The organism is Vibrio scophthalmi, from assembly GCF_040869025.1.
In the GTDB taxonomy this organism is placed as follows: domain Bacteria; phylum Pseudomonadota; class Gammaproteobacteria; order Enterobacterales; family Vibrionaceae; genus Vibrio; species Vibrio scophthalmi.
The window spans coordinates 1,738,603-1,751,084 of sequence record NZ_CP134271.1; the positions used below are offsets into that span (position 1 = coordinate 1,738,603).

The window sequence follows — 12,482 nt, forward strand, 5'->3', positions numbered from 1 at the left end:
GAACACGATGGCAACTATTAAAGTAACTCAAACTAAAAGCTCAATTGGTCGTCTGCCAAAGCACAAAGCTACTTTGCGCGGTCTAGGCCTTCGTAAAATCAACCACACAGTAGAACTTGAAGATACTCCGTGCGTGCGCGGCATGATCAACAAGGTTTACTACATGGTTAAAGTTGAGGAGTAATCACAAATGCGTTTGAATACTCTATCACCGGCTGCTGGCTCTAAACATGCTCCTAAGCGTGTAGGTCGCGGTATCGGTTCAGGCCTAGGCAAAACTGCTGGCCGTGGTCATAAAGGCCAAAAGTCGCGTTCTGGCGGTAAAGTTCGTCCAGGTTTTGAAGGCGGTCAAATGCCTCTGAAACAACGTCTACCTAAATTCGGTTTCACTTCTCGTAAGAGCCTAGTGTCTGCTGAAATTCGTCTAGCTGAGCTAGCGAAGGTTGAAGGTGACGTGGTAGATCTAAACAGCCTTAAAGCTGCTAACCTAATCACTAAGAACATCGAGTTCGTTAAGATCGTTCTTTCTGGTGAAGTTAACAAAGCGATGACTGTTAAAGGTCTACGCGTGACTAAAGGCGCTAAAGCTGCAATCGAAGCTGCAGGCGGTAAAATCGAAGAATAATCTTCGAAGGAAAGGTACAGATGGCTAAAAAACCAGGACAAGATTTTAGTAGTGCGAAAAATGGATTGGCGGAGCTTAAATCGCGCCTTTTGTTTGTATTAGGTGCTCTTTTAGTATTCCGCGCCGGTTCATTCGTACCAATCCCTGGTATTGACGCTGCTGTACTTGCCGATTTGTTCGAACAGCAAAAAGGTACCATCGTAGAAATGTTTAACATGTTCTCCGGTGGTGCTCTTGAGCGTGCGTCTATATTAGCGTTGGGCATCATGCCGTATATTTCGGCTTCAATTGTTGTCCAACTGCTAACCGTAGTTCATCCAGCGTTAGCTGAACTCAAGAAAGAGGGTGAAGCAGGCCGTCGTAAGATAAGCCAATATACACGCTACGGCACGCTTGTACTTGCAACATTCCAAGCTATTGGTATTGCAACTGGCCTACCAAACATGGTCGATAATCTGGTTGTTATCAACCAAACCATGTTTACGCTAATTGCTACCGTAAGTTTAGTAACCGGTACCATGTTCTTAATGTGGTTAGGTGAACAAATTACAGAGCGCGGAATTGGTAACGGTATTTCGGTACTGATCTTTGCAGGTATTGTTGCTGGATTGCCTTCGGCAATCGGTCAAACAATCGAGCAAGCGCGTCAAGGTGAACTGCATGTACTTCTTCTGCTGTTGATTGCGGTACTTGCTTTTGCGGTAATTTACTTTGTTGTTTTCATGGAGCGTGGTCAACGTCGTATCGTTGTAAACTACGCGAAGCGTCAACAAGGTCGTAAAGTATTTGCTGCGCAAAGCACTCACTTGCCACTTAAAATTAATATGGCAGGTGTTATTCCAGCAATCTTCGCATCAAGCATTATCCTGTTCCCAGGAACATTGGCGCAGTGGTTTGGTCAAAATGGTGAGAGCAGCGCGTTCGGTTGGTTAACTGACGTGTCTTTGGCTCTTAGCCCAGGTCAACCTCTGTATGTAATGCTTTATGCAGCAGCGATTATCTTCTTCTGCTTCTTCTACACGGCGTTGGTTTTCAACCCGCGTGAAACAGCAGATAACTTGAAGAAGTCTGGTGCATTCGTACCCGGTATCCGCCCAGGCGAGCAGACAGCGAAATACATTGATAAAGTGATGACACGTTTAACCCTAGCGGGTGCACTGTATATTACCTTTATCTGTCTGATCCCAGAGTTCATGATGGTCGCGTGGAACGTACGTTTCTACTTCGGCGGTACATCACTACTAATCGTAGTGGTTGTAATCATGGATTTCATGGCACAGGTACAGACTCATATGATGTCCCAACAGTATGATTCTGTGTTGAAAAAAGCGAATCTGAAAGGCTATGGCCGTTAATACGGCGGTAACCTCAGATTTCATTTACGGAGTTTAGCAATGAAAGTTCGTGCTTCCGTTAAAAAAATCTGCCGTAACTGTAAAGTAATCAAGCGTAACGGTGTCGTTCGCGTGATTTGCAGTGAGCCAAAGCATAAACAGCGCCAAGGCTAATCAGCAGAAATTTTTACTTGAAATGTAAGGTAGTGTCGAGTATATTCCTCGGCCTACCTTTTGCGTGCAAAAGAAGTAGTACTCCGCAGCGTATCCGAGACGGGCTTTGCTGCGGCTAATTCTTTTATGAAACACTATGGAGTGAATAATGGCCCGTATAGCAGGCATTAACATTCCTGATCAAAAACATGCTGTGATTGCACTAACGTCAATCTACGGCATCGGTAAGACTCGCTCAAAAGCTATCCTAGCTGAAGTGGGTATTGCTGAAGATGTTAAGATCAGTGAACTATCTGATGAACAGATCGATCAACTGCGTGATGGTGTAGCTAAATACACTGTAGAAGGTGATCTACGTCGTGAAGTATCTATGAACATCAAGCGTCTTATGGACCTTGGCTGTTACCGTGGTCTTCGTCATCGTCGCAGTCTACCACTACGTGGACAGCGTACTAAAACCAACGCTCGCACCCGCAAGGGTCCGCGTAAGCCGATCAAGAAATAGTCGGGAAGGTAGAGTACAATGGCTAAACAACCAACTCGCGCGCGTAAACGCGTTCGCAAACAAGTTGCAGACGGTGTTGCGCACATCCATGCTTCTTTCAACAACACAATCGTAACCATTACTGACCGTCAAGGTAACGCACTAGCTTGGGCTACTGCAGGTGGTTCAGGTTTCCGTGGTTCTCGTAAGTCTACTCCGTTCGCTGCACAGGTTGCTGCTGAGCGTTGTGCTGAAATGGCTAAAGAATACGGTCTAAAGAACTTGGAAGTTATGGTTAAGGGTCCAGGTCCAGGTCGCGAATCTACTGTTCGTGCACTGAACGCTGCTGGTTACCGCATCACGAACATCGTTGATGCTACACCAATCCCTCATAACGGTTGTCGTCCACCTAAGAAACGTCGCGTATAACGTTTCTAGGACAATTGGAGAAGAATCATGGCAAGATATTTGGGTCCTAAGCTTAAGCTTAGCCGTCGTGAAGGCACAGACTTATTCCTTAAGTCTGGTGTTCGTGCGATCGATACCAAGTGTAAAATTGATAACGCACCAGGTGTACACGGCGCTCGTCGCGGTCGTCTATCTGAGTATGGCGTTCAGCTTCGTGAGAAGCAAAAAGTTCGTCGTATGTACGGCGTTCTAGAAAAACAATTCCGTAACTACTACAAAGAAGCTGCGCGCCTTAAAGGCAACACAGGTGAAAACCTGCTTCAACTTCTTGAAGGTCGTCTTGATAACGTAGTTTACCGTATGGGTTTTGGTGCTACTCGCGCTGAAGCACGTCAGCTAGTTAGCCACAAAGCTATCGTAGTTAACGGTAAAGTTGTAAACGTTCCTTCTTTCAAAGTAGCGGCTAACGACGTTGTTGCAATTCGCGAGAAAGCTAAACAGCAATCTCGTATTAAAGCATCTCTAGAAGTTGCTGAACAACGCGAAAAACCAACTTGGATTGAAGTAGATGGCGGCAAGATGGAAGGTACATTCAAGCGTATGCCTGAACGTTCTGATCTGTCAGCTGACATCAACGAACAATTGATCGTCGAGCTTTACTCTAAGTAAGGTTTAAACTAAAGAGAGGACACAATGCAGGGTTCTGTAACAGAATTTCTTAAGCCACGTCTTGTTGACATCGAACAAATCAGCACGACACACGCAAAAGTAACTCTTGAGCCGTTAGAGCGTGGTTTCGGCCATACTCTTGGTAATGCACTTCGCCGAATTCTTCTATCTTCTATGCCGGGTTGTGCGGTTACTGAAGTTGAGATTGAAGGCGTTCTACACGAATACAGCACTAAAGAAGGCGTTCAAGAAGATATTCTTGAAATCCTACTGAACCTTAAAGGTTTGGCTGTACGCGTTGCCGAAGGCAAAGATGAAGTGTTTATTACGCTGAATAAATCAGGCTCGGGCCCTGTGGTTGCAGGTGACATCACCCATGATGGTGATGTAGAGATCACTAACCCTGAACACGTTATTTGTCACCTAACGGATGACAACGCTGAGATCGCTATGCGTATCAAAGTTGAACGTGGTCGTGGTTATGTTCCTGCTTCTGCTCGTATCCATACCGAAGAAGATGAGCGTCCTATTGGTCGCCTACTGGTTGACGCAACATACAGTCCAGTAGACAAGATTGCTTACTCTGTTGACGCGGCTCGTGTAGAGCAACGTACAGACTTAGACAAGCTTGTTATCGATATGGAAACGAACGGTACTCTAGACCCTGAGGAAGCAATCCGTCGTGCAGCTACTATCCTAGCTGAACAACTGGATGCGTTCGTAGATCTTCGTGATGTACGTGTACCTGAGGAGAAGGAAGAGAAGCCTGAATTTGATCCTATCCTACTGCGTCCTGTAGACGATCTTGAACTAACAGTTCGCTCTGCTAACTGTTTGAAAGCAGAAGCGATTCACTACATCGGTGATCTTGTACAGCGTACTGAGGTTGAGCTACTTAAAACGCCAAACCTTGGTAAAAAATCTCTTACTGAGATTAAAGACGTACTTGCATCACGTGGTCTGTCTCTGGGCATGCGCCTAGAAAACTGGCCACCAGCGTCTATCGCTGAAGATTAATCGATACTAGTTAGAAGGATTAGGTCATGCGCCATCGTAAGAGTGGTCGTCAACTCAACCGCAACAGCTCACATCGTAAAGCGATGTTCAGCAATATGGCTAGCTCTTTAGTACGTCATGAAGTTATCAAGACTACATTGCCTAAAGCAAAAGAGCTACGTCGCGTAGTTGAGCCTTTGATTACACTAGCTAAGACTGACAGTGTTGCTAACCGTCGTCTTGCATTTGCACGCACTCGTGATAACGAAGTTGTTGCAAAACTGTTTAACGAACTAGGTCCACGTTTTGCTGCTCGTCAGGGCGGTTACACTCGTATCCTAAAAGCTGGCTTCCGTGCTGGTGATAAAGCTCCAATGGCTTACATTGAGCTTGTAGATCGCCCAGCTGCTGAAGAAGCTGCTGAGTAATCAGGTTCGAAAGACCAAAAAAGCCGAGCATTAGCTCGGCTTTTTTATTGTCTGGAATTTAGGATTTAGACATTCTTGTCTATTTCACTTCTTGGCTGTTTAGTCAGCGCTTTTCCAAAGATCACCCAGTGAGCCTAATAGGCCTTCACTTGCACCACTATCCCCTAGATATCCTAAAATGACAGGTACAAACTGATTGATCATCGATGGATCAAGACCTGCTTTTTCGAATACGCTTTTCACTGCATCCATGTTTTCAACTTTGCCTAGCAGGTTCTGTGCGTCAGGAATGTTCGATGACCAAGGGATCAGCGATTCCAGCTCAGAAAGGTCGCCTGAAGATAATTGATTTTCAGCGAGTGAAAACAACGCGTTGGTCCCTTTTAGCGCTTCTTGAGGAGACACATCAAGCTTTTGCGTTAGTAACTCAGTCATTGGTAGTGAATGACCGGCTACATCATATTTTTCCGAGACACTGCTGATTAAGTCGGTTGTATCTTTGCTGGTCACTGAGTCCAAGAAAGAGCTGGCATTTACGGTAGTGGCGAAGAGTAGCACTGCGAAACCGGCGGCATATTTTTTCATTGTTATATTCCTTTTACGTTGTTCGTCCCTATATTTTAGTTAAAAAAAAGCGACGCTGTGCGTCGCTTTTTCGATAACTAAGTTTTAACTCAATTATAGGATGTCTAGTAGTTCTACTTCGAACACAAGTGCTGCGAACGGAGGAATTGCAGCGCCAGCGCCACGCTCACCGTATGCAAGGTCTTGTGGGATGTATAGTTTCCACTTAGAGCCTACAGGCATTAGTTGAAGTGCTTCAACCCAGCCTTTGATTACGCCAGTTACTGGGAACTCAGCAGGTTGACCGCGAGATACAGAGCTGTCGAATACAGTGCCGTCAGTTAGCTCACCGTGGTAGTGTACGCGAACTTGCTTGTCAGACGTTGGGATCTCGCCAGTACCTTCAGTGATGATTTCGTACTGAAGACCAGATTCAAGCACAGTCACTTCTGGACGAAGAGCGTTGTCAGTTAGGAATACTTCACCGTCAGCCGCTGCCGCTTTTGCTGCTTCTTGACGAGCTGATTCAGCACGAGTGTGAAGCTCTTGCAGTGCGTTGTTGATTTCGTCGATTTCGATCGCTGGCATGTCACCAGTTAGTGCAGTTGCAATGCCGGCAGCGATTGCATCAACATTAAGACCTTCAATACCAGAACCCGCTAGTTGCTGGCCCATTTGTAGACCAATACCGTAGCTTGCTTTTTGCTCTACAGTTTCAAATTTAACTTCAGACATGATGTCTCTCTTTCATCGCTATATAAAGTACCAAAGGATACCAGCATTAGTGCCTTGAGGAAACGCCAGCCCTGACACTTTGTTGCAGAGCGATTATAGTGAGAGCTAGGTCTTAATTTTTGCCACAAACGGTCAGTTTTGACAGCAGCATTACTTTCAGAGGCGAAATTCCCTATACTCAAGAAGAGTAGGTTTTTATACTTGGTACTCAGTTGTTTGGAGACAGGTTCAATGAATCGCCGTAAGAAAAAACCACAGCAAGTCGATTATGTTCAGTTGATGAAAGACAAATTTGCTGAATTTGATTGGGCAAAGATCAAAGATGACACTCTTAGCCAGTGGGCACGTCTGCCTAAGCTGCATCAGCGCGGCTTAATGGTGTTAACCCCTTTGGTGTTGATTCTATTGGTGGTACCTTTCCCGCAGTCGGCAGATGAACCACAACCAGAGGCCAGTCAACGAGTCGCGATTGATATCAATACTCAAAGTCTCAGTGAGCAAGGTGAAGTGCAATCGCCGGAAACGCTCAGTAATGAGTGGAAAGAGTATACGGTGAAAAATGGCGACACTTTGGCACAAGTTTTCCGTTCCAATGGTTTGCCGATGTCGGATCTCAATGCCTTGGTCAAAGTCGAAGGTAGCGATAAGCCACTGAGCCGAATCAAAGCCGGTCAATTAGTTCGTTTTAAACTCGCACAAGATGGCTCTCTGGATATTCTGCAATTGGAAAAGTCCGCCCAATCGGTGATGTTTTTCCGTGTATCCGATGGTGGTTTTGGCCGCAGTAAGTAATTACTTACTCGCCAATGATGGCCTCGTTATAAATCTCTCTTTCGTCGTTGAATCAACTCCTTCAACGGCAAGAGCGGAATAATGATCAGCAATATCCCTAGCGCTGTCATGCTATCTGGAATTTCATTAAAGCCCCACACGCCAAGCAACACAACAAATACCAAGCCAGAATACTCCGCCAAGGCGATTTGTCCGGCGGGGGCGGCCTTATAGGCTTTTACCGCCAAGCCATTGTAGAGCAAAATTAAGCTAGCACTGCAAGCGACCAGCAGCAGTTGCTGCCATCCTATTGGCTGCCAAGTTAAATACGCCAACAAAGCGGTTATTGGCAAGGAAATGAGTGAAGTCCAAAATAGAGCCGTAATCACGGTTTGTTGTGCCGGAAGTTTTCTTGCGAGTAGATTAAACAGCGCTAAGGTAATTGCAGTGCCGAGAGCAAAATAGCCCGCCCAGTGAAATTGTGAAGGCCGTAAGACAATCAGTACACCGATAAAGCCAATCATGGTTGATAGCGCTTTTCCCCATGGTGGTATTTCTTTCAATAACAATACGGAGAGAGGTAGCATTAATAGCGGCGCTGCGTAAAAGATTGCGTTAGCGGTGGCTAAGGATAAGTGAGTAATCGCTATCATCATACAACCACTGCCGATGATGATCAGCAATGCGCGAATAGTAATGATAGTTGGCGCTGTCAATGCCCGTTGTCGCTTGCTTTGTTTTAGCCACAGCGGCAATACGATGAGCACTGAAAATAACTGACGCAGAAAGACATACTGAAAAGTTGAAATCCCACCTTCGAGCATTTTGACCGCCACATCCGATAAAGAGGCGGCCAAATTACCAACGACTAATAACGTTATGGCGATCGTCGTGATCGACCAATTCATTATTGCGCCATTTCGCTTGTGACACTTCTCTTCATATCAACATGCGGAATACCATCTTCTAGGTACATTGTTGATGTTTGCACAAAGCCATGTTGCTGATAAAAGGCAGTAAGGTGTTGTTGAGCTCCTATTTCGATTGCTTGATTTGGCCAAAGTTGCAGGCATTGTGTAATCGCTTGTTGTAATAACTGATGACCTAAGCCTGCGCCTCGGGCACTTTGTTTAGTGGCGACACGACCGATACTGATACTCGGATAGGTTGTGCCCTGGGGGAGCAAGCGCGCACATGCCACTAACTGATTTTGCTGGTAACCAAGTAAATGCATCACGCCATCGAGGGTATCTTTGTCGTCCAGTTCAGGATATGGGCAGGTTTGTTCAACAACAAACACATCTACGCGTAACTTAAGTAATTGATACAACTCATGGTTAGTAAGTTTTGCAAAGGGTATTGCTTTCCAAGTGATCATAGAAATCTTCGAATAATTAATCTTTGCTTACCATAGCAAGCGAGGCGCTTTTCAACATTAACATTTGTTAAGTTCTGCGCCAATTTTGCATATATCTCGATATGGCGGTGAGTAAAATAGCGTGGGTGTATGGCTAATCCTGAATGCGGTGTTTTATTCGACTCAGGCTAACCGAAGAAATACCAAGGTAGGCGGCAATCTGATAGTCAGTCAGACGCTGCTCAAGCTGTGGGAAATGGTGACAGAACAGTTGATAGCGTTCTTCAGGGCTATACAGCAACATAAAACGCTCTTTATTCTCTTTATGCATCAATTGCGCTTCGACCAATTTCAAATAGATAGGATGATGAGCCAAACGCCACTGTTGTAATGTCTTGATAGGTAAACAAAGGATCAAACACGGTGTAAGAGTTTCAATCAAAAAAGGTGAGCCTTGTTGTTTGATTAGGCTTTCAAAACCAATGACCCAGTCTTGCTCCCAATAAAACTCTTTACTGAACTCTTTTCCTTGTTCAGTGAGATAACTGGCGTGGCAAAGTCCTTCTACAACAAAATAAAAAGCATTGGCTTGTGCCCCTTGTTCTACCAATATATGGCGTGTTGGCAACTCTAATGGGCTTGCGAGTTCGACCAGTTGTACAATTTCATCATCTGAGAAGCCATGCTGGCGAAGGTGGTCTGTAAAGCGTGAATCCATAAAGTGCTTCCTTCCCTCATACGGGCAAAATAGCCATAAAAAAGCCGCTATATAATGATAGCGGCTTGAGTTTAACTGCTTGTCCTACAACAAGGTAGGTAACAAGTGATTATTTTTGTAGATCAATTTGGTAAATCGCGAAGCCAACATCATCGGTTGCGACTTGCTTCATTGGGTATTGACCTTTGTCTTTAATAAACTGAGTTGCTTTTTCGCTTGGCGAGGTTTCAAAACGAATATCAAGTTTCTTATCCGCCGTGATTGGTGCAAATGTCCAGTTGTTATCAGCACTTGGCGTTACTTCACCTTTCTCTTTGCTTACGCGAGAGATATAAGCGGCAACCACTGAGCGGTTTTCATCTGGTGAATCAAACGCAATGTGGTCGCTCCCCGTACCGGCAAATTTGTTGCTGTATGCACGGTAGTTGTTGGTTGCCACGATGAACTCTTGGTCTGGGTTGATTGGTTTACCTTGGAACGTCAAACCGACGATACGTTTAGCGTCTGCGTTAACCAGTTTACAGTCACCGTCGTATTTTGCTGGTTGAGTAATATCCACTTGGTAGTTAACGCCGTCCATCACATCAAAGTTGTATGTACGGAAGCCATCCCAGTTAATCAGAGATTGTGGTGCTGTTGTATTGATGTCGATTTGGTTAAATTGACCCGCAGAACACTCTAACCACTCTTGTACATCTTTACCGGTCATCTTCAATGCAACCAGTGTATTTGGGTATAGGTAAAGATCCGCTGCGTTACGGAACGTTAGCTGACCAGATTCAACTTCGGTAAAGCCTGATGGGTCATCTTTACGGCCGCCCGCTTTAAAGGGTGCAGCTGCAGAAAGCACTGGAATATCGGCTAGATCTGGGTCACCTTGAATAAAGCGTTCAACGTAATCTTGTTGTGCAAGGTTAACGATTTGTACCGTTGGGTCGTCTTGAACAAGAGACAGGAAGCTGTACATTACGTCATTTGCTTTACCGATTGGCTGGTTAACAAATTCACGTGTACCTTTGTGGTCAGCTTGTAGTGCTTTAACCATGCCTTCGTCGGCTTTAGCTAACGACTTCTTGTTGATGCCATCGTAAATAGGGCGAGCTTCCGCTTTGCCTTCAACGACTTGCCACTTGCCATCTTTTTGTGCCAATTGCAGATCAATCACACCAACATGGCTACCCCAACGGCCCGGCATCACAGATGCTACGCCATTGATCGTGCCATTTTCGTTATCAACGCCAGGGATGTTATCAAAACCTTTACCTGGGAATACCGCGTGTGAGTGACCAAACGCAATCGCATCAATGCCTTCTACGTCAGCTAGGTAATAGGTTGAGTTTTCTGCGCCTGATTTGTGTGGGTCAGAAGCGACACCTGAGTGCGGGATCGCCACGATAACGTCAGCACCTTCTGCTTTCATTTGTGGGATCAGCTCTTCTGCTGATTCTTTGATGTCTTTAGCGAAGACTTGGCCTTCTAAGTTTTTCTTATCCCAAATCATGATTTGAGGTGGCACGAAACCAATGTACCCCACTTTGATTTGATGCTCTGCGCCATCAACATCTTTAAATGTGTGTGTTTTGATGATGTAAGGTTTGAAGTAGTGTTTGCCGGTTTTCTTATCAAATACGTTAGCACTCACGTATGGGAAGTTTGCGTCATTGATGGTTTCTGCTAGAAACTCTAGACCGTAGTTAAACTCGTGGTTACCAATGTTGCCCACATCGTAGTTTAGTTGGTTCATTGCCTTGTACACAGGGTGAACTTCACCCGCATCAATGCCTTTATCAGCCATGTAGTCGCCCATTGGGCTACCTTGGATCAAGTCACCATTATCAACCAGTACGCTGTTTTCAACTTCAGCGCGAGCTTGTTTAACTAAAGTAGCAGTACGTGTAAGACCGATTTTCTCAGATGCTGAGTCTTTGTAGTAATCGTAATCCATCACGTTAGTGTGAATATCAGTTGTTTCAATGATACGAAGTTTGATCGTATCTGCCATTGCAGGGCCTGCCATGGTCAACATGCCACCAAGCACTGCTAGGGTTAAAGGTTTCACTGCTACTTTCATTTTTTTCGCTCCGATAGCGTTATTTTCACTGCGGCTAATGTAACAAAATGTCATGTAACTAGATTCCAGATGCATTTCAAAATGTGACATCGAGCGCCTGTTTAATGCGGTTCTGTCGTTACATTCTCAGATTTTTTGGTGTTTATTTCACCGTTCCATTTTTTCTCTTATCAGTTATTGATATAAAAAATGAAATTTTAGAATTTCAGGTAATATGCCTAGAAGTCCATAATGCAGTTATTCACATGGAAGGATGGCAATATGGCGAGCAAGGAAACAGTGTCTCAGTTCCCCCTGAACCACTTAAGAGCAAAACAAGAAACACCTCTTCGCCCAGTCTTGAGCGCGGTAAGTCAGTTACGCCACGGAGAAGTCGCACTGGTTGGCGCAGGCCCTGGTGATGCTGAGCTATTGACGGTCAAGGCATTGAATTTTATTCAACAAGCGGATGTGGTGCTCTACGACTACCTTGTCTCTGATGACATTTTAGCACTGATCCCAGACGACACTATTTTAGTCTGTGTTGGTAAGCGAGCTGGCCATCACAGTGTCCCGCAAGAAAAAACCAATCAATTGTTAGTGGATTTTGCCAAGCAAGGTCATCGCGTTGTACGTATTAAAGGCGGCGATCCGTTTGTCTTTGGTCGTGGCGCTGAAGAGCTCGAAGTGCTTGCCGATGCGGGTATCCGTTTTCAAGTTATACTTGGAATTACCGCTGCCGCTGGCGCAACCGCCTATGCGGGTATCCCTCTTACTCACCGTGATCACGCGCAATCTGCCATGTTCATTACCGGTCATTTGAAAGCAGAAAGCGATGAAATGGATTGGTCAACATTAGCGCGTGGTAATCAGACGCTTGTGATTTATATGGGATTGATGAAATCCGATTACATCCAAGAGCAATTAATTCGTCATGGGCGCCAATCTAGTACGCCAATTGCGATCATCGAACGCGGTACTCAATCGTGCCAAAAAATCTTTAAAGGTCAGCTGTCACAGCTTGCCGAATTAGCGCAAGACGCTCAATCCCCATCCTTAATCGTGGTGGGAGAAGTGGTCGCACTATCAGAAAAATTACAGTGGTTTAATCAAGAAGATCAATCACTCCAGCAACGTCAATACGCATAACGAAAGACTAGCCGAAACGC

General features: G+C 45.2%; 17 protein-coding genes. 11 read left to right on the top strand and 6 right to left on the bottom strand.

Annotated features, from left to right (window positions below):
- Window positions 1-7: 7 nt before the first annotated feature.
- From rpmD to rplQ, 9 genes are all read left to right on the top strand, one after another.
- Entirely contained in the window at window positions 8-184 is a 177-nt protein-coding gene (rpmD, locus tag RJD38_RS07975; protein ID WP_000201159.1) for a 50S ribosomal protein L30, read from the top strand.
- A gap of 6 nt (window positions 185-190) precedes the next feature.
- Window positions 191-625, top strand: a complete 435-nt coding sequence (rplO, locus tag RJD38_RS07980; protein WP_005597101.1) for a 50S ribosomal protein L15 — start codon at window positions 191-193, stop codon at window positions 623-625.
- A gap of 20 nt (window positions 626-645) precedes the next feature.
- Window positions 646-1,980 (top strand): preprotein translocase subunit SecY, encoded by a 1,335-nt coding sequence (gene secY / locus RJD38_RS07985; protein ID WP_005597099.1) that lies wholly within the window; start codon window positions 646-648, stop codon window positions 1,978-1,980.
- Between the two features lie 39 nt (window positions 1,981-2,019).
- Entirely contained in the window at window positions 2,020-2,133 is a 114-nt protein-coding gene (gene rpmJ / locus RJD38_RS07990; RefSeq protein ID WP_000868186.1) for a 50S ribosomal protein L36, read from the top strand.
- A gap of 148 nt (window positions 2,134-2,281) precedes the next feature.
- Window positions 2,282-2,638 (top strand): 30S ribosomal protein S13, encoded by a 357-nt coding sequence (gene rpsM / locus RJD38_RS07995; protein ID WP_005597097.1) that lies wholly within the window; start codon window positions 2,282-2,284, stop codon window positions 2,636-2,638.
- A gap of 18 nt (window positions 2,639-2,656) precedes the next feature.
- Complete coding sequence (gene rpsK, locus RJD38_RS08000; protein ID WP_005597095.1) at window positions 2,657-3,046, top strand: 30S ribosomal protein S11; 390 nt, start codon at window positions 2,657-2,659, stop codon at window positions 3,044-3,046.
- A 27-nt stretch (window positions 3,047-3,073) separates the two neighbouring features.
- The gene (rpsD, locus tag RJD38_RS08005; protein WP_005597093.1) at window positions 3,074-3,694 is read left to right on the top strand and encodes a 30S ribosomal protein S4; all 621 of its coding nucleotides are present in this window, start codon (window positions 3,074-3,076) and stop codon (window positions 3,692-3,694) included.
- A gap of 24 nt (window positions 3,695-3,718) precedes the next feature.
- Window positions 3,719-4,711, top strand: a complete 993-nt coding sequence (locus tag RJD38_RS08010) for a DNA-directed RNA polymerase subunit alpha (RefSeq protein WP_005597091.1) — start codon at window positions 3,719-3,721, stop codon at window positions 4,709-4,711.
- 26 nt (window positions 4,712-4,737) lie between these two features.
- Entirely contained in the window at window positions 4,738-5,118 is a 381-nt protein-coding gene (gene rplQ / locus RJD38_RS08015; RefSeq protein ID WP_005383141.1) for a 50S ribosomal protein L17, read from the top strand.
- A gap of 99 nt (window positions 5,119-5,217) precedes the next feature.
- Here the strand turns inward: rplQ and RJD38_RS08020 are convergent, their stop codons facing one another.
- Both RJD38_RS08020 and RJD38_RS08025 read right to left on the bottom strand, forming a co-directional pair.
- The gene (locus RJD38_RS08020) at window positions 5,218-5,703 is read right to left on the bottom strand and encodes a DUF2780 domain-containing protein (RefSeq protein ID WP_367971187.1); all 486 of its coding nucleotides are present in this window, start codon (window positions 5,701-5,703) and stop codon (window positions 5,218-5,220) included.
- A 93-nt stretch (window positions 5,704-5,796) separates the two neighbouring features.
- Window positions 5,797-6,417 carry an FKBP-type peptidyl-prolyl cis-trans isomerase gene (locus tag RJD38_RS08025; protein ID WP_005597087.1) on the bottom strand — a complete coding sequence of 207 codons (621 nt, stop codon included), beginning with the start codon at window positions 6,415-6,417 and terminating at the stop codon, window positions 5,797-5,799.
- A 231-nt stretch (window positions 6,418-6,648) separates the two neighbouring features.
- Between RJD38_RS08025 and RJD38_RS08030 the strand changes: the two genes are divergently transcribed.
- Window positions 6,649-7,209 (top strand): LysM-like peptidoglycan-binding domain-containing protein, encoded by a 561-nt coding sequence (locus RJD38_RS08030; protein WP_367971188.1) that lies wholly within the window; start codon window positions 6,649-6,651, stop codon window positions 7,207-7,209.
- 26 nt (window positions 7,210-7,235) lie between these two features.
- Here RJD38_RS08030 and RJD38_RS08035 read toward each other — a convergent pair whose 3' ends face one another.
- The 4 genes from RJD38_RS08035 to cpdB form a co-directional block, all read right to left on the bottom strand.
- The gene (locus RJD38_RS08035; RefSeq protein WP_367971189.1) at window positions 7,236-8,096 is read right to left on the bottom strand and encodes a DMT family transporter; all 861 of its coding nucleotides are present in this window, start codon (window positions 8,094-8,096) and stop codon (window positions 7,236-7,238) included.
- Window positions 8,096-8,566: a GNAT family N-acetyltransferase gene (locus RJD38_RS08040; protein WP_367971190.1), complete on the bottom strand. Its 471-nt coding sequence runs from the start codon at window positions 8,564-8,566 to the stop codon at window positions 8,096-8,098. Before RJD38_RS08040 ends, RJD38_RS08035 begins: the two co-directional genes overlap by 1 nt.
- Window positions 8,567-8,699: 133 nt before the next feature.
- On the bottom strand, window positions 8,700-9,263 hold the full coding sequence (locus tag RJD38_RS08045) for a Crp/Fnr family transcriptional regulator (RefSeq protein WP_367971191.1): 564 nt from the start codon (window positions 9,261-9,263) through the stop codon (window positions 8,700-8,702).
- A gap of 109 nt (window positions 9,264-9,372) precedes the next feature.
- Window positions 9,373-11,334, bottom strand: coding sequence for a 2',3'-cyclic-nucleotide 2'-phosphodiesterase (gene cpdB, locus RJD38_RS08050; protein ID WP_367971192.1), 1,962 nt, complete (start codon window positions 11,332-11,334; stop codon window positions 9,373-9,375).
- Window positions 11,335-11,595: 261 nt separating this feature from the next.
- Here cpdB and cobA point away from each other — a divergent pair, with 261 nt between their 5' ends.
- Window positions 11,596-12,462, top strand: a complete 867-nt coding sequence (cobA, locus tag RJD38_RS08055; RefSeq protein WP_367971448.1) for a uroporphyrinogen-III C-methyltransferase — start codon at window positions 11,596-11,598, stop codon at window positions 12,460-12,462.
- Window positions 12,463-12,482: the final 20 nt, after the last annotated feature.